General features: G+C 63.2%; 25 protein-coding genes and 1 tRNA gene. 4 read left to right on the top strand and 22 right to left on the bottom strand.

The window, feature by feature from the left end:
• Nucleotides 1–123 precede the first annotated feature (123 nt).
• Together xth and hpaR are read left to right on the top strand one after the other, a co-directional pair.
• On the top strand, nucleotides 124–933 hold the full coding sequence (xth, locus tag NG900_RS10500) for an exodeoxyribonuclease III (RefSeq protein WP_252679922.1): 810 nt from the start codon (nucleotides 124–126) through the stop codon (nucleotides 931–933).
• An 11-nt stretch (nucleotides 934–944) separates the two neighbouring features.
• On the top strand, nucleotides 945–1409 hold the full coding sequence (gene hpaR / locus NG900_RS10495) for a homoprotocatechuate degradation operon regulator HpaR (RefSeq protein WP_252679921.1): 465 nt from the start codon (nucleotides 945–947) through the stop codon (nucleotides 1407–1409).
• A 6-nt stretch (nucleotides 1410–1415) separates the two neighbouring features.
• Here hpaR and hpaI read toward each other — a convergent pair whose 3' ends face one another.
• The 11 genes from hpaI to NG900_RS10440 form a co-directional block, all read right to left on the bottom strand.
• Nucleotides 1416–2222 (bottom strand): 4-hydroxy-2-oxoheptanedioate aldolase, encoded by an 807-nt coding sequence (gene hpaI, locus NG900_RS10490; protein ID WP_252679920.1) that lies wholly within the window; start codon nucleotides 2220–2222, stop codon nucleotides 1416–1418.
• A gap of 32 nt (nucleotides 2223–2254) precedes the next feature.
• On the bottom strand, nucleotides 2255–3058 hold the full coding sequence (hpaH, locus tag NG900_RS10485) for a 2-oxo-hept-4-ene-1,7-dioate hydratase (RefSeq protein ID WP_252679918.1): 804 nt from the start codon (nucleotides 3056–3058) through the stop codon (nucleotides 2255–2257).
• Nucleotides 3059–3061: 3 nt separating this feature from the next.
• A complete protein-coding gene (locus NG900_RS10480; RefSeq protein WP_252679916.1) occupies nucleotides 3062–3451 on the bottom strand; it encodes a 5-carboxymethyl-2-hydroxymuconate Delta-isomerase in 390 nt (129 codons plus the stop codon).
• Nucleotides 3452–3464: 13 nt separating this feature from the next.
• A complete protein-coding gene (gene hpaD, locus NG900_RS10475) occupies nucleotides 3465–4322 on the bottom strand; it encodes a 3,4-dihydroxyphenylacetate 2,3-dioxygenase (RefSeq protein WP_252679914.1) in 858 nt (285 codons plus the stop codon).
• Between the two features lie 42 nt (nucleotides 4323–4364).
• Nucleotides 4365–5831, bottom strand: a complete 1467-nt coding sequence (gene hpaE, locus NG900_RS10470) for a 5-carboxymethyl-2-hydroxymuconate semialdehyde dehydrogenase (RefSeq protein WP_252680881.1) — start codon at nucleotides 5829–5831, stop codon at nucleotides 4365–4367.
• Nucleotides 5832–5833: 2 nt separating this feature from the next.
• Nucleotides 5834–6601, bottom strand: a complete 768-nt coding sequence (locus tag NG900_RS10465; RefSeq protein WP_252679912.1) for a fumarylacetoacetate hydrolase family protein — start codon at nucleotides 6599–6601, stop codon at nucleotides 5834–5836.
• Nucleotides 6598–7314 (bottom strand): fumarylacetoacetate hydrolase family protein, encoded by a 717-nt coding sequence (locus NG900_RS10460; RefSeq protein ID WP_420804147.1) that lies wholly within the window; start codon nucleotides 7312–7314, stop codon nucleotides 6598–6600. Before NG900_RS10460 ends, NG900_RS10465 begins: the two co-directional genes overlap by 4 nt.
• Nucleotides 7315–7547: 233 nt before the next feature.
• Nucleotides 7548–7838: a DUF1488 family protein gene (locus tag NG900_RS10455; protein ID WP_252679910.1), complete on the bottom strand. Its 291-nt coding sequence runs from the start codon at nucleotides 7836–7838 to the stop codon at nucleotides 7548–7550.
• Between the two features lie 585 nt (nucleotides 7839–8423).
• Nucleotides 8424–9854: a branched-chain amino acid transporter BcaP gene (locus NG900_RS10450; RefSeq protein ID WP_252679909.1), complete on the bottom strand. Its 1431-nt coding sequence runs from the start codon at nucleotides 9852–9854 to the stop codon at nucleotides 8424–8426.
• Between the two features lie 190 nt (nucleotides 9855–10044).
• Nucleotides 10045–11118, bottom strand: a complete 1074-nt coding sequence (dinB, locus tag NG900_RS10445; RefSeq protein WP_252679908.1) for a DNA polymerase IV — start codon at nucleotides 11116–11118, stop codon at nucleotides 10045–10047.
• Nucleotides 11119–11275: 157 nt separating this feature from the next.
• The gene (locus NG900_RS10440; protein WP_252679907.1) at nucleotides 11276–11653 is read right to left on the bottom strand and encodes a hypothetical protein; all 378 of its coding nucleotides are present in this window, start codon (nucleotides 11651–11653) and stop codon (nucleotides 11276–11278) included.
• Nucleotides 11654–12000: 347 nt separating this feature from the next.
• Here NG900_RS10440 and NG900_RS10435 point away from each other — a divergent pair, with 347 nt between their 5' ends.
• Nucleotides 12001–12939, top strand: a complete 939-nt coding sequence (locus tag NG900_RS10435; RefSeq protein ID WP_252680878.1) for an aldose epimerase family protein — start codon at nucleotides 12001–12003, stop codon at nucleotides 12937–12939.
• 9 nt (nucleotides 12940–12948) lie between these two features.
• Here NG900_RS10435 and NG900_RS10430 read toward each other — a convergent pair whose 3' ends face one another.
• Nucleotides 12949–13284: a carboxymuconolactone decarboxylase family protein gene (locus NG900_RS10430; RefSeq protein ID WP_252679905.1), complete on the bottom strand. Its 336-nt coding sequence runs from the start codon at nucleotides 13282–13284 to the stop codon at nucleotides 12949–12951.
• A gap of 116 nt (nucleotides 13285–13400) precedes the next feature.
• Between NG900_RS10430 and NG900_RS10425 the strand changes: the two genes are divergently transcribed.
• Complete coding sequence (locus tag NG900_RS10425) at nucleotides 13401–14336, top strand: cupin domain-containing protein (RefSeq protein ID WP_252679903.1); 936 nt, start codon at nucleotides 13401–13403, stop codon at nucleotides 14334–14336.
• 10 nt (nucleotides 14337–14346) lie between these two features.
• Here NG900_RS10425 and bluB read toward each other — a convergent pair whose 3' ends face one another.
• From bluB to thrS, 10 genes are all read right to left on the bottom strand, one after another.
• A complete protein-coding gene (bluB, locus tag NG900_RS10420) occupies nucleotides 14347–15030 on the bottom strand; it encodes a 5,6-dimethylbenzimidazole synthase (protein ID WP_252680876.1) in 684 nt (227 codons plus the stop codon).
• Nucleotides 15031–15113: 83 nt separating this feature from the next.
• Nucleotides 15114–15190 (bottom strand) — tRNA-Pro (locus NG900_RS10415).
• Between the two features lie 60 nt (nucleotides 15191–15250).
• Nucleotides 15251–15682: a MerR family transcriptional regulator gene (locus tag NG900_RS10410; RefSeq protein ID WP_252679901.1), complete on the bottom strand. Its 432-nt coding sequence runs from the start codon at nucleotides 15680–15682 to the stop codon at nucleotides 15251–15253.
• Between the two features lie 42 nt (nucleotides 15683–15724).
• Nucleotides 15725–16153, bottom strand: coding sequence for an integration host factor subunit alpha (locus NG900_RS10405; RefSeq protein WP_252679900.1), 429 nt, complete (start codon nucleotides 16151–16153; stop codon nucleotides 15725–15727).
• A gap of 71 nt (nucleotides 16154–16224) precedes the next feature.
• Nucleotides 16225–18654, bottom strand: coding sequence for a phenylalanine--tRNA ligase subunit beta (pheT, locus tag NG900_RS10400; RefSeq protein WP_252679899.1), 2430 nt, complete (start codon nucleotides 18652–18654; stop codon nucleotides 16225–16227).
• 51 nt (nucleotides 18655–18705) lie between these two features.
• Nucleotides 18706–19734, bottom strand: a complete 1029-nt coding sequence (gene pheS / locus NG900_RS10395) for a phenylalanine--tRNA ligase subunit alpha (protein WP_252680873.1) — start codon at nucleotides 19732–19734, stop codon at nucleotides 18706–18708.
• Between the two features lie 130 nt (nucleotides 19735–19864).
• A complete protein-coding gene (gene rplT, locus NG900_RS10390; RefSeq protein ID WP_039597500.1) occupies nucleotides 19865–20221 on the bottom strand; it encodes a 50S ribosomal protein L20 in 357 nt (118 codons plus the stop codon).
• Nucleotides 20222–20249: 28 nt separating this feature from the next.
• A complete protein-coding gene (rpmI, locus tag NG900_RS10385; protein WP_004636003.1) occupies nucleotides 20250–20447 on the bottom strand; it encodes a 50S ribosomal protein L35 in 198 nt (65 codons plus the stop codon).
• Between the two features lie 167 nt (nucleotides 20448–20614).
• Nucleotides 20615–21136, bottom strand: coding sequence for a translation initiation factor IF-3 (gene infC, locus NG900_RS10380; RefSeq protein WP_420804146.1), 522 nt, complete (start codon nucleotides 21134–21136; stop codon nucleotides 20615–20617).
• A 42-nt stretch (nucleotides 21137–21178) separates the two neighbouring features.
• A complete protein-coding gene (gene thrS / locus NG900_RS10375) occupies nucleotides 21179–23086 on the bottom strand; it encodes a threonine--tRNA ligase (protein ID WP_252679898.1) in 1908 nt (635 codons plus the stop codon).
• Nucleotides 23087–23230: the final 144 nt, after the last annotated feature.

Here is a 23230-nt window from a genome sequence, read left to right as displayed (position 1 = left end):
ATAGGGCTCAATCTACCTCAAGCTGGTAATGACGGCGGCCTGGGTGCTTGATGGCACAATACCGGACACTCTGGACGGCGCCGCTGGCATGCGCTGTCGCACTTTGCAAGGACTGATTTCCCCATGCGTGTCGCAACCTGGAACGTTAACTCTCTGAAGGTCCGCCTGCCGCACGTGCTGCAGTGGTTGGCCGAGCGCGAGAACGATGCCACACCCATCGACCTCCTCTGCCTGCAGGAACTCAAGCTGCCCGATGACCGCTACCCGCTGGCCGAGCTGGACGCCGCCGGTTATGCCTCGTTGTTCACGGGGCAGAAAACCTACAACGGCGTTGCCATCCTCGCGCGCAAAGCCGCCGTGCCCGAGGGCCGCGATGTGATGAAGAACATTCCGGGCTTTGCTGATGAGCAGCAGCGCATCGTGGCTGCCACGTACGACATGCCCGATGGCCCGGTCCGCGTGATCTCGGCCTATTTCCCCAACGGCCAGGCGCTCGACTCCGACAAATTCGTCTATAAGCTGCGCTGGCTTGAAGCGCTGCAGGTCTGGCTGAAAGCCGAGATGGCCGCCAACCCGCGCCTGATGCTGCTGGGCGACTTCAACATCGCCCCTGAAGACCGCGACGTGCACGACCCGAAGAAGTGGGAAGGCCAGAACCTGGTGTCGCCGGAAGAGCGGGCGGCGTTTCGTGCGATGGAGGGTGCGGGGCTGGTCGACGCCTTCCGCATGTTCGATCAGGAGGACAAGCTCTTCTCGTGGTGGGATTACCGGCTCTTCGCGTTCAAGCGCAACGCCGGCCTGCGCATTGACCACATCATGCTGTCGCCCGAACTCGCCAAGCTGTGCGAGTCGTGCCATATCGACCGCGTGCCGCGCACGTGGGAACAGCCATCGGACCACACGCCCGTGGTCGCCGCACTGCGCAGCGCATAACAACACCCGCTATGGCTTCCGCCTTCAAGCATCGCAACCTGCCGCATCTGCTGCTGCGCGCGCGTGAAACCTTCATGGCGCGCTTTCGGCCGATCCTGCGCGAGCACGGTATCACCGAGCAGCAATGGCGCGTACTGCGTACGCTCAACGACACGGGCGACATGGAGCCCAACCAGCTTGCCGACGCGTGCCTGATCCTCAGCCCGAGCCTGACGCGCATGCTCGCGGCGATGGAGCAGTCCGAGATGATCGTGCGAACGAAGTCGGCGGTGGATCAGCGCCGGCAGCTGATTTCGCTCACGCCCAAGAGCCGCGCTTTCCTGGCCAATGTGGAGCCGCAGGTGGATGCGGAATACGCGCGCATCGAGGCACAGCTCGGTCGCGAGCGGCTCGATGCGCTCTACGTCGCCATCGACGAGTCGATCCAGCTCATGGAAACGCACACGCCGATGGCGCGCTTTACCGGCGAAGAATAGCGGCCGTCAATACACGCTGCCGGCCGTCTGCGGCTTGGCAGCGTCCTCTCCCTTGAACGCCTGCACCAGTTGTTCGGCACTGCGCGCCAGCAGCGTGACATCTGTCCCCACCGCAACGAAGGTCGCCCCGAGCGACAGGTAGTGCCGTGCCTGTGCCTGATCGGCCGACAGGATGCCTGCCGCCTTGCCCGAGGCCACGATGCGGCGGATCGTCTCGTCGATCACCTTGCGGACTTCCGGATGGCCTGGCGCACCGAGATGCCCCATGGAGGCCGCCAAGTCGCCCGGGCCGATGAAGACGCCGTCCACGCCCTCCACTGCCAGGATCGCGTCGAGATGCGCCAGGCTCTCCGTCGTTTCCACCTGGATAAGCGTGCATATCTGCGTATTCGCCTGGCGGAGGTAATCGTCCACGCGGTTCCAGCGTGACGCGCGGGCCAGCGCGCTGCCCACGCCGCGAATGCCGTCAGGCGGATAGCGCATCGCCTCCACCGCGGCGCGCGCCTCGTCGGCGTTCTGCACCATCGGCACCAGCAGCGTCTGCGCGCCGATGTCGAGCAGGCGCTTGATCTCGACGGGGTCATTCCACGCGGGCCGCACGATGGGGTGCGACGCGTACGGCGCGATCGCCTGCAGTTGCGCGAGTGTCGATTGCAGTTGGTTCGGCGCGTGTTCGTTGTCGATCAGCAGCCAGTCGAAACCGGCACCGGCGACGATCTCGGCCGAATACGGATGCGTCATCGCAAGCCACAGGCCGATCTGCGGCCGGCGCTCGGCCAGCGCGCGCTTGAAGAGATTCACCGGGAGTTGCATGGTGGGCATCCTGTTCAGTCGATGTCGGGTGATCAGACAAAGCGGCACGCGATGCTGCCAAGCGGGCCGTAATCGCAGTGGAAGGTATCACCGGGGCGCGCAGCCACCGGACGCGTGAACGAGCCACCCAGGATGATCTGCCCCGGCTCCAGCGCCACGTCGTACGGCGCCAGCTTATTGGCCAGCCAGACCACGCCGTTGGCCGGGTGGTTGAGCACACCGGCCGCCACGCCGGTCTCTTCGATGACGGCGTTACGCGACAGGATGGCACCGACCCAGCGCAAATCCACATCGCGCATGCGGATCGGCCGCCCGCCCATCACCACGCCGGCATTGGCCGCGTTGTCGGCAATCGTGTCGAACACCTTGCGCGGGCGGCCGCTGTCGGGGTCAACCGATTGAGAACGCGCGTCGATGATCTCCAGCGCAGGAATCACGTGGTCCACCGCATCGTACACGTCGAACAACGTCACCTCCGGGCCTTCCAGCCGCTTGCCGAGCACAAAAGCCAATTCCACCTCCACGCGCGGCACGATGAAGCGGCCGGCGGGAATCTCGCTGCCCTCGGCAAAGAACATGTCGTCGAGCAACGCGCCGTAGTCCGGCTCGTCGATCTGTGAGGACTGTTGCATCGCGCGTGACGTCAAACCGATCTTGTGGCCCTTGAGACGCCGGCCTTCTGCCAGCTTCATCGCCACCCATTCGCGCTGGATTGCGTAGGCATCTTCGATGGTGATCTCGGGATGATCGAGCGACACCTGGCGGATCTGTTTGCGGTCGATCTCTGCCTGGTGCAGGCGGCGCGCAATGGCCTGGAGGGTCGTGGGTTCGAGCATGGATCAAGCCTTGCGGAAACGCGCGTGGATATTGTTGTGCTTGTAGCTGCCGCCCTCGTCAAACTCGGTCAGCTCCATCGACAGCGCCAGGTAACGGCGCGCAAAGGCTTCGGCGAAGTGCGCCTTGATCGCCTCGAACAGCGCATCGCTGGCGGCCTTTTTGACCTCGGGCGTGCGGCCCGCGCCGATCTTGAGCGTGACGTGGACGAAGGCATCGTCCTCCTTGCCATCGGCCACGCGGTAGTCCGTCAGCTTGATGGCGCGCGATCGGATACCGCCGGTCGGGAACACGCCGTTCTGCGCGATCAGCGTCTCGTTGATTGCCTGCAGCAGCAGCGGAATACGGGCGTCGTCGCCCAGGTTGTCGGTGTATTCGACGATGACGTGGGGCATGGCAGCCTCCTGCTTATGCTCGGTCCGGGAGCGGGAAAATCGCGTTGATCTGGCCCGTGCCGGAACTGGGGAAATACTCGGTGACGACTTCGATGCCCTTGTCGTAGGCATCCCAGCCGAGCAGCCCGAGCAGCATGGCGGTGTCATGCATGCCGCCCTCGCCTTCGCACAGCTGTGCGTATTCGGGCAGCATCGCGCAGAAGGTCTTCCAGTCGCCCTGCTTCCACAGATCGACCACGCGCAGATCGACCTGCCTGTAAAACTCGCGGCTGATCTGGTGGATGGAGTCCTCGGGGCTGCCGTTGTCGTTGAAGCGGTGTGAGAGCGATCCGCTGGCGAGGAACGCGACGGTGCTGTCGCTGGCCTCGATGGCTTCAAGCAGCGCGGCGCCAAAACGTCGGCTCTCCTCGAGCTTGTGCCACGCGCACCACCCGGCAATCGACACGACGTTGAAGTGCTGGTCGCTGTTCATGTAGCGCATTGGCACCAGCGTGCCGTATTCGAGTTCGAGGCTGTCGATCTCGTGCGCACGCGTGAACACACCGCGCGCCGTGGCCGTTTCGGCAATCAATCGACCGAGCGCCGGATTGCCCGGATACGCATACCGCATGTTCTGGATGAAGTGCGGCAGCTCGTTGCTCGTATAGACGCCCTCGAAGCGCGCATTGCAATTGACGTGGTAGCCGGCGTTGACCAGCCAGTGCACGTCCGATACAACGATCGTATCCACGCCCAGATCGCGGCAGCGCTGCCCGATGATGCGGTGCCCCTCGATGGCCGCTGCCCGGCACCCGTGGTGCTTGCCGGGCAGCTCCGACAGGTACATCGACGGCACGTGGGTGATCTTCGCGGCCAAGGCCAGCTTGCCCATGGTGTCTCCTTCCGCCTTTGTCTTGGGTTGTCCGGCGGCGCGTCAAACGCCCCAGCGCGGGATGTGGTGGCTGCCCATCGAAATGCAGACGTTCTTGATCTCGGCAAACACTTCCAGACTGTACTCGCCGCCCTCACGCCCGGTGCCCGAGGCCTTTACGCCGCCGAATGGCTGGCGCAGGTCGCGCACGTTCTGACTGTTGACGAACACCATGCCCGCCTCGATGCCGCGTGCCAGGCGGTGCACCTTACCCACATCCTGCGTCCAGATGTACGAAGCCAGGCCGTACTCCACGTCGTTGGCGAGCTTCAGGCCATCGGCCTCATCCTTGAACGGGATCAGGCAGGCGACAGGGCCGAAGATCTCTTCCTGCGCCACACGCATGCGGTTGTCGACATTGGCCAGCACCGTCGGCGCGACGAAGTTGCCGTTCTTCAGGTGCTCGGGCAAACCCACCGGCTTGCCCGGGCCGCCCGCAAGGATCCTGGCGCCCTCCTGCTCGCCCAGGCGGATGTAGCCCGTCACCTTCTCCCAGTGCGCGCGCGTGATCATCGAGCCGACGTTGGTCTTCTCGTCCGCCGGATCACCGACCACAAGCCGCTTGGCGCGCTCGGCAAACTTGCGCACGAAGTCGTCGTAGACGCTTTCCTGCACGAAGATGCGCGAGCCTGCGGTACAGCGCTCCCCGTTGATCGAGAAGATGGTGAAGAGCGACGCGTCCAGCGCGCGATCCAGGTCCGCATCGTCAAAGATCAACACCGGCGATTTGCCGCCCAGCTCCATCGAGAATTTCTTCAGGCCGGCGCGTTCCATGATCCGCTTGCCCGTGACGGTGCCTCCAGTGAACGACACCACGCGCACATCCGGATGGCACACCAGCGCGTCGCCGGCGGTGGCGCCATAGCCCTGCACCACATTGAGCACGCCGGGCGGAATGCCGGCCTCCAGCGCCAGCCGGCCAAGTTGGTCTGCCGTCAACGGCGACAGCTCCGACATCTTCAGCACCGCCGTATTGCCCAGCGCCAGGCACGGCGCGACCTTCCACGTGGCGGTCATGAACGGCACGTTCCACGGCGAGATCAGCGCACACACCCCCACCGGCTGGTACAGCGTGTAGTTCAGCATCTGGTCATCCACCGGATACGTCCGGCCGTTGACCTGCGTGCACACCTCGGCAAAGAAATGAAAGTTCTCGGAAGCGCGCGGAATGAGCTGCTTGCTCGTCTGCGCGATCGGCAGGCCGGTGTCCATCGTCTCCAGCGCGGCGAGGTGCGGCACGTTCTGTTCGATCAACTCGCCCAGGCGGCGCATCAGCTTGGCGCGCTGCTTGGCCGGCGTGTTGGCCCAAGCAGGGAATGCGGCCTTGGCGGCCGCCACCGCGGCGTTGATTTCCGCTTCGCCGCCGAGTGCCACCTCGGTAATCGCCTCGCCCGTAGCCGGGTTGGTGGTGACAAAGCGCTCTGCGCTGTCGACTTGCCGGCCATCGATCCAGTGTTGGATGGGGTCCATGTTCATGCGGGCTCCTTCGTTTGTTCAGCGGCGATGGTGCTCACTAGCCTGCCGATGCCTTCGATTTCGGTCACCACTTCGTCGCCGGGTTGGGTATCGGCCAGACCCTCCGGCGTGCCGGTGAGGATCATGTCGCCCGGCGCGAGCGTCATGAAGCTGGAGAACCACGCGATCAACGCCGGGATATCGAAGATCATGTCGCGCGTGCTGCCCTCTTGCGTGACACGGCCGTTGACTGTGGTGCGCAGCGCGAGGTTCATCGGGTCGGGCACGTCGTCGCGGTCGACCAGCCACGGGCCGATGGGCGTGCACGTATCGCGGCTCTTCACGCGCAGGTTCGGGCGGTAGTAGTTTTCGAGATAGTCGCGGATGGCGTAGTCGTTGGCCACCGTGTAGCCGGCAACAACCTCATACGCGCGCTCGCGCGGCACATTGCTCGCCGTCTTGCCGATCACCACGACCAGCTCGCACTCGTAGTGCATGAACGCGACCCCCGCCGGCCGCACGGTGCGCGCGCGGTGGCCAATCAGCGTGTTCGGCCCTTTCAGGAAGGCCAGCGGCTCTTCGGGTGCCTTGAAGGCGAGTTCCTTGGCATGGTCGGCGTAATTCAAGCCCAGCGCGAAAATTGTGCGCGGCTCGACGGGTGGGAGCCAGACGACTTGGGTCTCGTGCAGGATGCGGCCGTCGGCTAATCGCAGGCGGGTGTCGTCGCCGGGCACTGCGGTGGCTCGGTGGATCGCGCCGTCGTAGGCAATGCGTGCGTGTTTCATCGCGATGCCCCTTGCGCGTGGCGCACCAGCTGCGTCGTCAGCGTGCCAATGTGCGCGATGTCGATATCGATGCGGTCACCCGCGCGCGCCAGCGGCGGGTTCTCGGGCATGCCGACGAGCAGCACGTCGCAGGCTTCCAGCGTCATGAATGCCGTCACATCAGCCAGCAGTTGCGCCACGGGCCGCACCAGCGACGCCGTGTTTGCGCGCTGCCGGATCTCGCCATTGATGCGCACCGTGACATCAAGCGCGTCGGCATCCGGCACATCGTCGCGGTCAACAACCCATGGGCCGATCGGGCAGAAGCCATCGCGACACTTGTGGCGAATCGCCGGGCGGTAGTAGCTGGCGTGCGGCACAGTCAGATCGTTGACGATGGTATATCCGGCGATGAAGTCCGCCGCGCACTCTGCGCTTACGCGCGTGGCGGTGCGGCCGATCACCACGCCCAGACACCCCCCCGCCCAGACGGCATCGACGTCTGCCGGCAGTACGACATCCTGCCCATGGCCGATGCGCGTGTTGGCAGGCTTGAGATACAAAATGGGCGCTTTCGGCGGCGCCTGATACGGCGGTGCAGAAAGCGCGTCGCCAAGGGCTTCCATCTCGCCCCGGTAGTTCAGCAATGCACCTACGACTGTGCCTGCGACCGGCGGCAGCCAATGCACCTCGCCCCCGGTTTCGGCGCGCTCAGTAACGGGCGCCAGCACCATCTCGCGTATCCGACCATCCGCCAATGCCACTCTGCCTCGCCGCATCGGTGTCTCCTGCTGCTCATATAATTAACATGTTAATAATCAGAGCGGATCTTGCCTCTGTCAAGTGGGGAAATCTCCGCACAATGAAAAAGCCGGCCACACGGACCGGCTTTTTTCAACTCGCGGACAAGGCGCCCGCCGTGCAGAAACATCAGACACGCCGATGTCTACGCAGACAACCGTCAGACTCAGGCCACGGCAATATGCGCGCGCTTGACCACGACCGGCTGCGGCAAATCATCCAACCCATTGGATCGCTGCACGCCATCTGCGATGAGCACGCGTGCGGCATCCTGGATCCGCTCTTGGCCAGCCTCGAAGGCAGCCTGAAGCGACAACACCTGATCACCTTCCAGGCCTTCCCAAAGCGCCTCGCGTGTTGCCACGCAAGTCACCTTTTCACCGTCGACCAGTGCGTCGAACAGCAGGCCTTCGTTGTTGATGTCGTACGCCTCTTTCTTTTCGAACTTGATTTCCATCGTCAAAGCCCTCCGATTGCAATGGACAACAACGCACACGCTGTTGCGTGGAAACCGTGCGGGGGGGCCGGCAAGGTTTCGTCAGACATTGTGTCTGACTGCACAGATCATTTTAACCACAGCTTGCGATGCGCGTGCGAGCGGTATTTTGTGGCACTGCCTCTGCCCTGCGATGGCCTGGAACGACCATCCCATATGGCATCAGGCCTCGCGCGCCCTGGATCGCAGTTATGCTTTTTTGTCAGGACCAGGCGCCGGGCCGGCAGAGCAAAGCGGACGCCACACGCAAGGCGCGTGCCGGATACGTCAGAAAAGGCGTGCCGCCTCATGCAACTACGGCGTGTGCGGCACGTTGATGTCAACGCCGAATGCTTGGCCTCACCGCAAAGTGATGCCGCGGTTGAATGCAATACACCGGCGTTGTAATAGTTACGCACTGACTGGCAAGACAACCTTTCAGGCAGCGGCAGAACGTCGCGTGTGGCGAGGTGGCACCCATGTCATCAGGGAATGGGTTCCACCGCAATTACGGGATCGCTCAGCGCGGAAAACCTGCATGCGGTTTCCGCGCTTGGCATATCGCGCTTAATGCACCGTCTCGGAAATCGATGCCACGCCTTGGGCCGGCGTGTGGAGCAACGAACGGCGACGCGCATAGCCGAAATACACCAGCAGGCCGATCGCGACCCACACCACGAAAGCGATCCAGGTCACGGCCTGCAGATGACTCATCAAGAACAGGCACATGCCGATGGCCAGCAACGGCACCACCGGCACGCCCGGGCAGCGGAAGCCGCGATGCAGGTCCGGACGCGTACGGCGCAGCACCAGCACCGCAACGGCAATCAGCGAGAACGCCGCCAGCGTGCCGATGTTGATCAGCTCGGCCAGCACGTTCAGCGGCACGAATGCGGCGATCACCGCGAACACGATGCCGACCACCCATGTGTTCAGGAACGGTGTCGAATAGCGCGGATGGATGTGCGACAGGCGCTTGGGCAGCAGTCCATCGCGCGACATGGCGAAGATGATGCGGGTCTGGCCGTATGCCATCACCAGGATCACGGTCGTCATGCCGATGATGGCGCCCAGGTCCACAAAGCCCGCAACCCAGCTCTCGCCGGCCATCTGCAGCGCCAGCGACACCGGATGGTCCACGCCAGCGAACTTCGCGAACGGCACGATGCCGGTCATGATGGCCGCCACGACCACATAGAGAATCGTGCAGACCGCCAGCGAGCCGATGATACCGATCGGCAGGTCGCGCTTGGGATTGCGCACCTCTTCGGCCGCGGAGGTGACCGCGTCGAAACCGATGAAGGCGAAGAACACGATCGCCGCCGCCCCGAACACGCCTTCCATGCCGAACGGCATGAACGGCTGCCAGTTGGCCGGCTGCACGTGGCGCACGCCCACAAAGATGAACAGCAGCACCACCGTCACCTTGATCACGACCATGACGTTGTTGGCACGCGCCGACTCACGCACGCCGAACGACAGCACCGTGGTGATGAGCAGCATGATCACCAGCGCCGGCAGGTTGAACAGCGTCTGCACGCCCGGGATTGCACCCGGCGCCGCCGTGAGTGCCACGGGCAGATGGACGCCGAAACCCGAGAGCAGCGATTGGAAATAGCCCGACCAACCCACCGACACGGCGGAGGTGGCGAGGCCGTATTCGAGCATCAGGTCCCAGCCGATGATCCAGGCGACGAGCTCACCCATGGTGGCGTAGGCATACGTATAGATGGAGCCGGACACCGGAATGGTCGAGGCGAATTCGGCATAGCACAGCGCTGCAAACCCGCAGGCGAGCGCCGCAACGATAAAGGACAACGTTAGCGCGGGCCCGGCGGTCAATGCGCCCGTGCCCGTCAGGACGAAGATGCCGGTGCCGATGATGGCGCCGACGCCCAGGAAGGTCAGGTCCAGGGGCCCGAGGACTTTCTTCAGGCCCGTATTGCTGTGGCCCGCGCGGATCATGTGATCCACGTTCTTGGTACGAAACAAACTCATGACTGCGTCTCCTGTCTGCGTGCACCCGAATGTGACGGAATGCACTGTCGCGCACGTGTAGTGCGCGGCGGCGGATTATGCAAAAAAGCGGGCATTTTACCCGCCGGCGACACTCCACCCTCAAGTCGCCGTGATGCAGACAGGAAAATAGGACAATTCGGATCCGGCTGCCCCGCCGAGGTGCAAAAACTCAGTCGATGGCAGCAGAATCTTCGGCAAACAGCGGCTGCTGGCGCGCGTGCGCATCCGACTCATGCAGCCGCACGCCCACACCCAGCAGCCGCACCGGAATCCGCCGGCGCTCAAACCCCTGCGTCAGCAGTTTGGCAAACACCGGCAGCGACACCTGGGGCGCGATGCACTCCACCGTCGTGCCGCGAAAATCCGCAAAACGCAGCTTCACGTAGGTCTTGTGGATCATGTTGCCGGCACGAGCGCGCTCGACGCGGGCGGCCAGCTGTTCAACGAGGATGACCAGCTCGCGCTGGCAATCGTCGAGCGTGCGCAGATCGGTGGCATACGTTTCTTCCACGCTGACGGACTTGCGAATCTGCGACGGTTGCACCTGCCGGTGATCGACGCCGCGGCAAAGATCGTGCAGCCGGAAACCGAACACGCCGAAATGCTGCTGCAGGCGGTCGGTGCCCCAGGCACGCAGGTCGCCGCAGGTTTCTGCGCCCAGGCGGCGCAGCTTGGCTGCCGTCACCTTGCCCACGCCAAACAGGCGGTCCACGGGCAGCGCCGCCACGAACGCATCGATCTGCTCCGGCCGCACGACAAACAGGCCATCGGGCTTGTTCCAGTCGCTGGCGATCTTGGCGATGAACTTGTTGGGCGCCACACCGGCCGACACGGTAATACCGATCTCTTCGCGCACGCGGCGCCGGATGTCCTCGGCGATGCGCGTGCCACTGCCGGCGAGGATCGGGCTGTCGGTCACGTCCAGGTAGGCCTCATCCAGCGAGAGCGGCTCCACCAGCGGCGTGTAGCTGTGATAGATGGCGAAGATCTGGCGCGCGACCTGGCGATATTTGTCCATGGCCGGCGGCACGATCAGCAGGTCCGGACAGCGCTTGACGGCCTGCGCCATGGGCATCGCCGAATGGATGCCGAACTTGCGCGCCTCGTAATTGCAGGTCGCGACCACGCCGCGACGCTCGGGCCGCCCACCCACGGCCAGCGGCTTGCCGGCCAGGCGCGGATCGTCGCGCATCTCGATGGCGGCGTAGAAGCAATCGCAGTCGCAGTGGATGATCTTTCGCACGGCAGAGGGCCGCGGGAGGGGCTGGCGTTCTGAGGAGGAACGCAAGCGTACCAGCTTCCGCCGGGCGCGCACCGAATGTGCGCACTCGGCGGCGCAACACTGCATTTCGCCGATACCGCAGCGCAGCATCGGCGAAATTTGGGCGAAAGGAAACGACTTAGCGGCCGATATCGTGCGCCACGGCACCGAGTTCGTCATTCAGCGCGCGCTGCTCGTCGCCGGACAGGCCGCCGCGGTGCTGGCTGGCCATGTCGTTGGCTTCCTGGCGGATACGGCGCAGGCGGTCACGCAGGCCATCGGCGCGGTACGGATCGATATAGCCTTGCGACTGGCGCACGTCGACACGGTGGAATTCTTCAGCCAAGCGGCCTTGCACCTGGTCAAAGCGGGCACGCGGATCGACGGGCGCGGGCGCCGCCACCGGAACCGGCTCGCGCACCACCACCGTACGGGTCTGCTGCGGCGGGGCCACAACACAGCCGGCCATCGAGGCCACCAGCACAGCGCACAGGGTCAGACGCGGAAGAATCGACATGATCGGGCTCGTATTGTCGTTGAGAAAGGCGCAGTCGCGCGAGAACTGGCGCTTATCTTACGAACCGCTTCACGCAAAGCTGTGACGATTGGTAACCGCCTATTACATCCCCGAGGTTCCCCAAACAACCTCCGGAGGCTCGACCGGCGGCGGCGGTTCATCAGGCGATGGCAGATCGGGAGGAATACCCGGCGGCGAGGGCTCGTCGGGTGGGGGCACAGTGTGTGCGGGCCGCATCTGGACGCCCGAACGGGCGGTGCGATTGACAGACATGGTTTCCCTCCGGGCAAAACGCATTGACAATCTAGTACGCGATTCCCATGCCAACAAGCCACGCCGCTCAGCCCATGCACGCACTGCCCACCGTCCGCTTCCAGGACCGCACGCTCATCCGCATTGGCGATACACGCGCCGATGGCTCCATGCTGTTGCTCGCACCGGAAGCCGGCGGGCGCCTCGTGCGCTGGCGCCATCGCGGCGAAGACATCCTCTTCTGGCCCGAACCCGCGGACTGGTCCAACCCCGCCAAGATACGCGGCGGCAATCCGCTGCTTTTCCCTTTCATCGGGCGGCATTTCGCCGATGGCGAGATCGGCCATTGGCGCGACACTCGTGGGCAGCTTCACGCCCTGCCGCAACACGGCTTTGCACGCGACCTGCCGTTCGAGGTGGAAGACGCCAGCGACGCGCACATCGTCCTGCTGCTGCGCGACAGCCCGCAGACGCGCGAAGGCTACCCGTTCGCCTTTGAATTTCGGGTGACGTACCGGCTGATCCACGACGGGCTGGAGGGAACCTTCTCTGTCAAGCACCTGGGCGAAGGCGATGCGCGCATGCCAATGCCGTTCTACGCAGGCCATCATTTCTACCTGGCGCTGCCGCATGCGTTGCGCGACGCGACCGAGCTATTGATGCCGCCCGCGCGGCTGTCGCGCCAACTGCCCGACGGCAGCCTGGATACGCCCGTGCCGGGGCGCCGGACCTACCAACTCAATGACCCTGCGCTGCAGGACCGCTACCACCTGCTCGACGGTTCGGGTGCCGCCACGCTCATCATCCCGCCGCACGCAGAGGCACCGCTCGGCCGCCGCATCCGTTTCGAGGTGGACGGCGCGCCGGTGCCCTGGCATGCCATCACCACCTGGACGGAAAACGCCACGTCCGACTTCTACTGCATCGAACCGTGGATGGGCCTACCGAACGCGATCCACCACGGCGAGGGGCTGCATCTGCTTGCTCCCGGCGGCACACGGCAGGCCACGTGCCGCCTGCGGATCGCGCGCTAGGCTCTGCCTTCACGCCTTCTCGTAGGCCTGCACCGCATCCATCACGCGGGCCGAGTACACCAGTGCTGCACCGGCATTGAGCGAGATCGCCACGCTCAGCGCATCGGCAATCTCCTGATGCGTGGCGCCATGCTTGATCGCCTCGGCGGTGTGCACGGTGATACAGCCATCGCAACGCGTGGTCACGGCCACGGCCAGGGCAATCAACTCACGCGTCTTCGCATCCAGACTGCCCGTCGACGCACCCGATAGCGTCTGATAGCCCTTGACCGTATCCGGCGTGATCTTGCCGATCTCGCCAATGCGCCCCAACAGTTCCTTCCGATACTCAACCCAGTTCAGCATGATGTGCTCCCGGTGGTATGGCGCTGGCCCGATGCCTTCGCCGTTGGGAAGAGTATTGTTTTTTTCACCGATCCACTGAATACTCAATTCCGTCAATTTTTAGCGAAATCGTCTCAATGGACGCGCTCAGCCAGTTCATCCAGCTCACGCGGCCTCAAGCCAGCCTGGATGTGCGATGCCTGTTTCAGGGCCCCTTCTCAATTCCGCATGAACCCGAACCGGATGGCCAGGTGCTCTTCCACCTCGTGCTAGCCGGCGCCTGCGTGGTGGATGCCGGTGGCCGGTCGCTCACGTTGCACGAGGGCGATTTCATCCTCTTTCCACGCGGTGAGGCGCACACCATCCGCGACCCCGCGCACGCCGCCACCAGCCGCAAACCGCGCGTCGCCCATGACGGCATGCTTCCGCTGCGCCAGACCGGTCGTGGCGCGGCAGAGGTCGACCTGCTCTGCGGCCGCTTCGTCCACGAGCCCGGCTCGACCACGCTGTTGGTGCGTACGCTGCCCGATCCGCTGCATGTGTCATTGGCCAACAGCGCGTCGTTCCCTGCATTGCGGGCACTGATCGATCTCATGCGAAGCGAGGCCGAACTGCGTGCAGCTGGCGCGCTGGCGATCGTCACCTCGCTGAGCCAGGCACTGCTGACGCTCGCCCTGCGCGTCTACGGCCAACGCGAGAACGCCGCCCCCGGCACGTTGACGCTGCTATCCGACGCGCGCCTCGGGCCTTCCATACAGGCCATGCTCAGCGCGCCCGAACGCCCGTGGACCATCGACACCCTCGCCGACCTGGCCGCCATGTCGCGCGCCACTTACGCTCGGCATTTCAAGGCACGCGCCGACATGACGGTATGGGACTTCCTCACGCGCGTGCGCATGACACTCGCGTGCGACCAGTTGATCCACACGCGCCTGAGCGCCGGCGAGATTGGCACACGCGTCGGCTATCAAGCCGAAGCGGCGTTCGGCAAGGCGTTCAAGCAGCAGTTGGGAATGACGCCCGCGCGGTATCGACGGACGATTACCGGGCAACATGCGCCGGCGCCAGGTTGAGCTGGGTCGCTCAATCGGAGTTGCTTTGCATCCCGGTGGCAAGCGCGCTCGGACTGCCCCAACTGTTTTCGAAGAGCAGTTCATGCAGTGGCTGCCGTGCTGCCCACCCTTGCTGCTCCAGCATCGGCTTGCCGTAGAACTGATCGACGTAGCCCAGACACAGCACGGCGATCGGTTTGGCGCCGGGCGGCAGATGAAGAAGCTCACCAAGCTGCCCGGGATCGAACAAGGAAACCCACCCCATGCCAACCCCTTCCGCCCTGGCGGCCAGCCACAGATTCTGGATCGCGCACGCGACGGAAGCGAGATCCATCTCCGGCAGCGTGCGCCGGCCGAAGACATGCCGCTCACGGTCATCCATCAGCGCCGCCACCAACACCGCGCCGCACTCGAGAATGCCTTCTACCTTGAGCCGCATGAAATCATCCTGCCGCTCGCCCAGCGCAACGGCCGTCCGCTGACGCTCGGCCTCGACGAGGGCATGCACGCGGGCTCGCAAGTCTCGATCTGTGATTTGGATGAAGCGCCAGGGCTGCATGAAGCCGACGCTGGGTCCAAGGTGCGCCGCCTGCAACAACCGCGTCAGCAGCGCCCCGTCTAGTGGGTCTGGGCGAAAGTGGCGCATGTCGCGCCGCTCACGAATGACGCGATAAACCGCACCGATTTCATCGTCGCTATACCGGAATGAGTTCATCGCTTGAACAGCGCCTGGCCGTTGTTGTGCGCACAAAAACAAAAAGGACCTACGGCTCATCACCGTAAGTCCTTCGATATTTCTGGTCGGGGCGAGAGGATTTGAACCTCCGACCACCTGCACCCCATGCAGGTACGCTACCAGGCTGCGCTACGCCCCGAACAAGCATGAAAGTATAACAGAGCCGTTGTGCAGATGGCTAGTGGGTTGCCGAGTGCGCTTACGGTTTATCGCCGTGCAAAATCTCCAGCACCGATTGCAGTTCGCGCCGCAAGCTCGGCACATCAACCGCACCAGCCGTCCCCACCAGGGGCGGCACAACAGGGGCATCCACCTCGGGTTCAGCAGCTTGCACCGGCGCCGCGCCGACGCCATGTCGCAACTCATCGAGGCGGTTGCGCGCGCCATTGATCGTGAAGCCCTGCTCGTACAGCAATTCGCGGATGCGCCGGATCAGCAGCACTTCATGGTGCTGGTAATAGCGACGATTGCCGCGCCGCTTGACCGGCTTGAGTTGCGTGAACTCCTGCTCCCAGTAGCGCAGCACGTGCGGCTTGACGGCACACAAATCACTCACCTCACCGATGGTGAAGTAGCGCTTGGCAGGAATCGGTGGCAGGTTGACCCGCTCCGTGTGTTTATCGGCGGCCATGAAGGGCTGGCGAAAGAAACGGAATGATTGAAACTGCTGGAATTAGACAGCGCCCACGGCATCGGCCGGCAAGGGCTCGACGCGCTCTTCCACGAGCGCCTTGAGCTTCTGACTGGCGTGGAATGTGACGACGCGACGCGCGGTAATCGGGATGATCTCCCCCGTCTTGGGGTTGCGGCCCGGACGCTGCGGCTTGTCGCGCAACTGGAAGTTGCCAAAGCCGGACAGCTTGACGCTATCGCCCTGTTCGAGCGCCTCACGAATCACGTCGAAGAACGCCTCGACCATGTCCTTCGATTCACGCTTGTTCAGACCAACTTGCTCGAACAGCATCTCAGCAAGCTCGGCCTTGGTAAGGGTTGGCACCTCCTGTGCACGTGCGTCACGCGCGTCGGACAGTGCGGTCGACGAAGAACCGAGCGAGTCGCCCAAGGAGGATGCCGCCAACGCGGGCGCGTGTTGATCGTTCATAGGATTCGCTTAGGCGTTGATCGATCCGAATGCGGAGGTTCGTTCGAGCTGTCTCTCACGCGGCGCGGACGTCAGGCGCGCAGGCGCGCGCCGAATGCATCGCCGGCCGCTCGAATCAGTTGCTGTGTGGCGGCCTCGACAATGTCGTCCTGGAGGGTGCTGTCAGTATCTTGCAACGTAATTCTGAAGGCAAGGCTTTTCTCCTGCGCCCCAATGGCGGCCGTAGCGGCCTTCGGACGGAACTCGTCGAACAGCACAACGCCTTGCAGATAACGTTGCCACGGGGTCCCGACAGCGGTCTTCTCGAACGTATCGACGAGGTCCTGCACCGCCACATCCTGGCGCACGACCAATGCGATATCGCGCGTCACGGCCGGCACGCGCGGCACTTCACGATACTTCGGCAGGCCGATCGCCGTGATCGCATCGAGCTCCAGTTCCCACACCACCGGCGCGGTCGGCAGATCGTACTTCTGCAGCCAGCGCGGATGCAGCTCACCGATCCAGCCGATGGCACGGCCGTTCAGCACCACACGTGCGGAGCGACCCGGATGCAGCGCCGGATGCTCAACACGCTCGAAGCGCGCCTGCAACGGCCACAACAGCGATTCCACATCACCCTTCACGTCGAAGAAATCGACAGCGCGGGTCTGCACGCCCCATTGCTCTTCCTTCGCCGGGCCGTAGGCAATGCCGCCCGCCATCATCGGCTGTGCATAGCCCGCGATGGAGAGACCACCATCCGCGACGCTCGCATCGCGGTGGAACACGCGGCCCACCTCGAACATGCGCACACGCGAAGCCTTGCGGTTCAGGTTGTAGCGCACCTTGTCGAGCAAACCGCCGATAAGCGTGCTGCGCATCACCGAATATTGGCTGGCGATGGGGTTCAGCAGCGGGATCGGGTTGGTGTTGCCGGCAAAGTCGGCTTCCCAGTCTTTCTCCACGAAGGCGAAGTTGACGACCTCGTGATAGTCACGTGCAGCCACGGCGTGACGTACGTCGTGCATCGTGCGGCGCGCCTCGTTGGTCGGGCGCATCGCGTTTTCGGCGACCGGCGGCTTGGCCGGGATCTGCTCAAAGCCGTAGATGCGAGCAACTTCTTCGATCAGGTCTTCTTCGATTTCAATGTCGAAGCGGTACGACGGCGGCTCTACGATGAACACATCGCCGTCCACGTTGAACGTGAGGCCGAGACGCTTGAACACGTCCGCCACGACTTCGTGCGACAGCGGAATGCCGAGCACGCGCGCCGCACGTGCCACGCGCATGCGCACTGGCTCACGCTTGGGCAGGTTGACGATCTGGTCATCGATCGGGCCAGCCTGGCCACCGCAGATCTCGAGGATCAACGCGCTGATGCGCTCGATGTGTTCAACGGTGGTCGCGTAATCGACGCCGCGCTCGAAGCGATGGCCAGCATCCGTCGAGAAGTTGTAGCGGCGGCCACGGCCTTGAATGGCCTCGGGCCACCAGAACGCAGCTTCGACGTAGATGTTTTGCGTGTCGAGCGTGACGGCGGTCTTGTCGCCGCCCATGATGCCGGCCAGGCTTTCAATCGCCTGCTCGTCGGCAATCACACCGACCTTTTCGTCGACGGTGATGGTGTCGCCGTTCAGCAGCTTGAGCTCTTCGCCAGCCTTGCCCCAGCGCACCGTCAGGCCGCCGTGGATCTTGTCCAGATCGAACACGTGCGACGGACGGCCCAACTCCAGCATCACGTAGTTGGAGATATCGACCAGCGCCGACACGCTGCGCATGCCCGCGCGCTCGATGCGCGAAACCATGCACGCCGGCGTCTTCGCGTGTGCATTCACGCCGCGGATGATGCGGCCCGAGAAGCGGCCACACAGGTCCGGCGCTTCGACCTTGACGGGCAGCTTGTCCGCCAGCGTCACTGCCACGGGCGCCATCGACGGCACCGTGATCGGCGCGCCTGTCAGCGCAGACACTTCGCGCGCCACGCCGTGGATCGACAGGCAGTCCGCCTTGTTGGGCGTGAGCTTGATGACAAAGATCTGATCGTCCAGATCCAGCACCTTGCGGATGTCCGCGCCCACCGGCGTGTCTTCCGGCAGGATCAGCAGGCCGCCGTGGTCTTCCGAGAGCTTCAGCTCGCGCGCCGAGCACAGCATGCCGTAGCTCTCCACGCCACGCAGCTTGCCGATCTTGATCTTGAACGGCTTACCGTCTTCGCCCGGCGGCAGTTCTGCGCCCACCATCGCGCACGGCACCTTGATGCCGACCGACACGTTCGGCGCGCCGCAGACGATCTGCAGCAGCTCACCCGTGCCCGCATCGACCTTGCAGACGTTCAGGCGATCGGCGTCCGGGTGCTTGTTCACCTCGACCACATGGCCGACGACGATGTTCGTGAACGGCGGCGCAACGGGATCGACCTCTTCCACTTCGAGGCCAGCCATCGTCAGGCGATGGGACAGCTCATCGGTGGTGATCGGCGGATTGACGAAACTGCGAAGCCAGGATTCCGGAAATTGCATGGCGCGACAGAAAAGAGAATTCGGTGAACGAGAAGGCGGATGACGAACGCGTTATGCGAACTGGCGCAGGAAACGTACGTCGCCCTCGAAGAACAGGCGCAGATCGTTGATGCCATAGCGCAGCATCGTCAGGCGCTCCAGGCCGGAGCCGAACGCGAAGCCGATGTAACGCTCCGGGTCCAGGCCCATGTTGCGCACCACAGTCGGGTGCACCTGACCGGAACCGGAAATCTCCAGCCATTTGCCGTTGCCGAACGCCATGTCGATTTCAGCCGACGGCTCAGTGAACGGGAAGTACGACGGGCGGAAACGCACCTGGATGTCGTCGCGCTCAAAGAAGTTGCGCAGGAAATCGGTATAGACGCCCTTCAGGTCGGCAAAGCTGATGTTGTCGGCAATCCAGAGGCCTTCGACCTGGTGGAACATCGGCGAGTGCGTGGCGTCGCTGTCGACGCGGTACGTGCGGCCCGGGGCGATGACCTTGATCGGCGGGATGCGGTCGAGGTGCTTGTACTTCTCGACGTGCATGCGGGCGTAGCGCACCTGCATCGGGCTGGTGTGCGTGCGCAGCAGCAGGAGCTTGTCGTCGCTATCGCGGCCGTCGATGTAGAAGGTGTCCTGCATCGAGCGCGCCGGATGGTTGTCCGGGTTGTTCAGCGCCGTGAAGTTCATCCAGTCGGATTCGATCTCGGGGCCGTCGGCCACATCGAAACCGATCGAGCCGAAGATCTTGGCAACGCGCTCCCAGGTGTTCATCACCGGGTGCAGACTGCCCTCGGCCACGTCGCGGCCAGGCAGCGTCACGTCGATCGCTTCGGCGGCCAGGCGCGCGTTCATCAGCGCATCGGCCAGCGCCTGGCGGCGGGCGGTCAGGGCTTCTTCAACGCGGCTCTTGGCCTGGTTGATGCGCGCGCCTTCGGTCTTGCGCGTCTCCGGATCGAGCTTGCCGAGGCCCTTGAGCAAGTCGGTCAGCACGCCGGACTTGCCGAGAAAGCGCGCCTTCTCGTTTTCCAGCGAGGCGTTATCCTCCACGGAGGCAAACGCGTTTTGGGCATCGGCGACGACTTGGTCCAGATCCAGTGACATGGGAAGGCGAGCGAAAAAATTCGGGGGATTCGAAATAAAAAACGGGGCTCGGTGAGAGCCCCGTCAGGGTGATCAGCCGGCAAACTTACTGGGCAATTCCAGCGGCCTGCCCGGCCAATCCAACTCAGGCGACGTTGGCTTTCACCTGGTTCACGATGGCGGCAAATGCCACCTTGTCGTGAATGGCCATATCCGACAGCACCTTGCGGTCCAGTTCGATGGACGCCTTCTTCAGGCCATTCATGAACTTGCTGTAGGTCAGACCATGCTCGCGTGCGCCAGCGTTGATACGTGCAATCCAGAGTGCGCGGAACACGCGCTTCTTGTTGCGACGATCGCGGTAAGCGTACTGACCAGCACGCATGACCGCCTGCTTGGCGATGCGATAGACGTTATTGCGGCGGCCGCGGTAACCCTTGGCTGCGTTGATAACCTTCTTATGACGGGCCCGCGCTGTGACCCCACGTTTTACTCGAGGCATGAAATGCTCCTTTCGTAGTTAGTTAGGGTTAGGCGTACGGCATCATTGCGCGAACGGACTTCAGGTTCGTCTCATGGACGCCCTCGGTACCGCGCAGGTGACGCTTGTTCTTGGTGGTCTTCTTGGTCAGGATGTGACGCTTGAAGGCTTGGCCACGTTTGATCGTGCCACCAGGACGGGCAGTAAAGCGCTTGGAGGCGCTTTTCTTCGTCTTCATCTTCGGCATGGAACAACTCCGCTTTTGACATGAAGCCAGGTGGACGGCTGGCGCCGACACTTGCATGACCCGGACTCACTTGTTGTATCGCAATGGGTGATGAAGCCCACCGCGTTTTCCGACGTTTCCGTCTGGAACCTGCTCAGCGCAGCCGGAATCGTCCGGCCGCCACTGCATTACTTTTTCTTCTTGGGTGCCAACATCATCACTGCCTGGCGACCTTCCATCTTCGGCATCTGCTCAACCTGACCGAATTCCTCCAGGTCAGTCTTGATACGCTCCAGCATGCGCATGCCGATTTCCTGGTGAGCCATTTCGCGGCCGCGGAAACGCAAGGTAACCTTTACCCTGTCACCATCCTCCAGGAAGCGCGTCGCGTTTCGCAGCTTGACGTCGTAGTCGTTGTCGTCGGTACCCGGGCGGAATTTGACTTCCTTCACCTGGATGACCTTCTGCTTCAGCTTGGCCTCGTGGGCCTTCTTCTGTTCCTGATACTTGAACTTGCCATAGTCCATCAGGCGGCAGACGGGCGGCTGCGCAGTCGGTGCGATCTCGACCAGGTCGACGTCTTTTTCTTCTGCCAGACGCAATGCGTCGAACAGTTTGACGATGCCGAGCGCTTCTCCCTCAACCCCGGTCAGCCGGATTTCCGGTGCGCTGATCTCGCGGTTGATGCGGTGAGATTTCTCAGTAGCGATGTTGATGTCCTCGAAGAATCAAAAAAACAGGCCGTGTCCAGCTCATGACTTGTTGGCGAGATCGTTCTGCAGTCGCTCAACGAACGCCGACACCGGCATGGAGCCTAGATCGACGTTGCCACGGGCACGCACGGCCACCTGATTTTCATCCCGTTCTTTGTCGCCCACCACAACCTGGTAAGGGACCTTCTGGACGGAATGCTCGCGGATTTTATACCCAATCTTCTCATTCCGCAAATCGACGACCGCCCTAAATCCTTGTTTTTGCAGGGATTGCGCAACGGATTGTGCGTATTCGGCGTGCGAATCGGTGATGCTGAGCACCGCGACCTGCACCGGCGAAAGCCACGTCGGCAGCGCACCGGCGTATTGCTCGATCAAGATACCGATAAAGCGCTCCAGGCTACCCACGATGGCCCGGTGCAACATGATCGGGCGATGGCGCGCACCATCTTCGCCCACAAACTCGGCGTCCAGACGCTCCGGCAGGTTCGGGTCGACCTGGATCGTCCCGCACTGCCACTGGCGTCCAAGTGCATCTTTCAGCACGTATTCGATCTTCGGACCGTAAAACGCACCTTCGCCCGGCAGGTATTCGAATTCGCAGCCAGAGGCACGCAGGCCCTCGGCCAGCGCGGCTTCGGCGCGATCCCAGCTTTCTTCCGTGCCGATGCGCTTTTCCGGGCGCGTCGACAGCTTGTAGAGAATCTCGGTAAAACCGAAATCCTTGTAGACCTTCTGCAGCAGCGTCGTGAACGCCGTCACTTCGGCCTGGATCATGTCTTCCGTACAGAAGATGTGACCATCGTCCTGCGTAAAGCCGCGCACGCGCATGATGCCGTGCAGGCCACCCGAGGGCTCGTTGCGGTGGCAGGCACCGAACTCGCCGAAGCGCAGCGGCAGATCGCGGTAGCTCTTGATGCCCTGCTTGTAGATCAGGATGTGGCCGGGGCAGTTCATCGGCTTGAGCGCGTATTCGCGCTTTTCCGATTCCGTGATGAACATGTTCTCGCGGTACTTGTCCCAGTGGCCGGTCTTCTCCCACAGCGACTTGTCGAGAATCTGCGGCCCCTTCACTTCCTGGTAGCCGTTTTCACGGTACACGCGGCGCATGTACTGCTCGACTTCCTGCCACAGCGTCCAACCCTTGGGGTGCCAGAACACCATGCCGGGGGCGGTTTCGTCGATGTGGAACAGATCGAGTTCGCGACCCAGCTTGCGGTGGTCGCGCTTTTCGGCCTCCTCTAGCATGTGCAGATAGGCTTCCTGGTCTTCCTTTTTGGCCCAGGCCGTGCCGTAGATGCGCTGGAGCATCTCGTTGTTGTGATCGCCGCGCCAGTAGGCGCCAGCCACCTTCATCAGCTTGAAGACCTTCAGCTTGCCGGTGGACGGCACGTGCGGGCCACGGCACAGGTCAACGAAATTGCCTTCGCGATACAGGCCGATTTCCTGATCTTCCGGAATGGAGGCGATGATCTCAGCCTTGTACTTCTCGCCCATGCCCTGGAACAGCTTGACGGCGTCGTCGCGGTTCCAGACTTCGCGCGTGACCTTTTCGTCTTTCTTGGCGAGCTCGGCCATCTTCTTTTCGATGGCAACAAGGTCCTCTGGCGTGAAGGGACGCTTGTAGGCGAAGTCGTAGTAGAAACCGTTATCGATGACCGGGCCGATCGTGACCTGCGCGTCCGGATACAACTCCTTGACGGCGTAGGCCAGCAAGTGGGCCGTCGAGTGGCGGATCACGTCGACACCATCGGCATCCTTGTCGGTGATGATGGCAAGCTTGGCGTCGCGATCGATCGTGTAGCTGGTGTCGACCATCTGGCCGTCCACGCGGCCGGCCAGCGCGGCCTTGGCGAGACCCGCGCCGATGCTTTGTGCCACTTCAGCCACCGTCACCGGGCCGGGAAACTCGCGCCGGGAACCGTCCGGCAGGGTGATTGCGATCATGCTTGCTCCTGTGGAGTCACCGTCGCGCACTGCAGTGGTACGCGGCGATCGTCATTCTGTCGTGCGCCACGCCGGACTGGCGTAGCAGGTTGTCGAATCAATGCTTCGAAGCGCTTTCAGCCTGATCGCCACGCATGACACGAA

This window comes from Ralstonia soli (assembly GCF_023955655.1).
Lineage (GTDB): Bacteria > Pseudomonadota > Gammaproteobacteria > Burkholderiales > Burkholderiaceae > Ralstonia > Ralstonia soli.
Note: the sequence above shows the minus strand (reverse complement) of the source record. Positions and strands in the feature narration are given on the sequence as shown.

Coding starts and splice junctions, on each gene's coding strand:
- hpaI (WP_252679920.1), bottom strand. CDS start 2,222: ATGCAACTCCCGGTGAATCTCTTCAAGCGCGCGCTGGCCGAGCGCCGG.
- NG900_RS10440 (WP_252679907.1), bottom strand. CDS start 11,653: ATGTCGATTCTTCCGCGTCTGACCCTGTGCGCTGTGCTGGTGGCCTCG.
- NG900_RS10410 (WP_252679901.1), bottom strand. CDS start 15,682: ATGGCCGCCGATAAACACACGGAGCGGGTCAACCTGCCACCGATTCCT.
- NG900_RS10480 (WP_252679916.1), bottom strand. CDS start 3,451: ATGCCCCACGTCATCGTCGAATACACCGACAACCTGGGCGACGACGCC.
- NG900_RS10435 (WP_252680878.1), top strand. CDS start 12,001: ATGCACGCACTGCCCACCGTCCGCTTCCAGGACCGCACGCTCATCCGC.
- NG900_RS10460 (WP_420804147.1), bottom strand. CDS start 7,314: ATGGTGCTGGCGCCCGTTACTGAGCGCGCCGAAACCGGGGGCGAGGTG.
- NG900_RS10425 (WP_252679903.1), top strand. CDS start 13,401: ATGGACGCGCTCAGCCAGTTCATCCAGCTCACGCGGCCTCAAGCCAGC.
- hpaD (WP_252679914.1), bottom strand. CDS start 4,322: ATGGGCAAGCTGGCCTTGGCCGCGAAGATCACCCACGTGCCGTCGATG.
- bluB (WP_252680876.1), bottom strand. CDS start 15,030: ATGAACTCATTCCGGTATAGCGACGATGAAATCGGTGCGGTTTATCGC.
- hpaR (WP_252679921.1), top strand. CDS start 945: ATGGCTTCCGCCTTCAAGCATCGCAACCTGCCGCATCTGCTGCTGCGC.
- NG900_RS10430 (WP_252679905.1), bottom strand. CDS start 13,284: ATGCTGAACTGGGTTGAGTATCGGAAGGAACTGTTGGGGCGCATTGGC.
- rpmI (WP_004636003.1), bottom strand. CDS start 20,447: ATGCCGAAGATGAAGACGAAGAAAAGCGCCTCCAAGCGCTTTACTGCC.
- NG900_RS10465 (WP_252679912.1), bottom strand. CDS start 6,601: ATGAAACACGCACGCATTGCCTACGACGGCGCGATCCACCGAGCCACC.
- NG900_RS10450 (WP_252679909.1), bottom strand. CDS start 9,854: ATGAGTTTGTTTCGTACCAAGAACGTGGATCACATGATCCGCGCGGGC.
- hpaE (WP_252680881.1), bottom strand. CDS start 5,831: ATGGACCCCATCCAACACTGGATCGATGGCCGGCAAGTCGACAGCGCA.
- NG900_RS10455 (WP_252679910.1), bottom strand. CDS start 7,838: ATGGAAATCAAGTTCGAAAAGAAAGAGGCGTACGACATCAACAACGAA.
- hpaH (WP_252679918.1), bottom strand. CDS start 3,058: ATGCTCGAACCCACGACCCTCCAGGCCATTGCGCGCCGCCTGCACCAG.
- pheT (WP_252679899.1), bottom strand. CDS start 18,654: ATGCAATTTCCGGAATCCTGGCTTCGCAGTTTCGTCAATCCGCCGATC.
- NG900_RS10405 (WP_252679900.1), bottom strand. CDS start 16,153: ATGAACGATCAACACGCGCCCGCGTTGGCGGCATCCTCCTTGGGCGAC.
- xth (WP_252679922.1), top strand. CDS start 124: ATGCGTGTCGCAACCTGGAACGTTAACTCTCTGAAGGTCCGCCTGCCG.
- rplT (WP_039597500.1), bottom strand. CDS start 20,221: ATGCCTCGAGTAAAACGTGGGGTCACAGCGCGGGCCCGTCATAAGAAG.
- thrS (WP_252679898.1), bottom strand. CDS start 23,086: ATGATCGCAATCACCCTGCCGGACGGTTCCCGGCGCGAGTTTCCCGGC.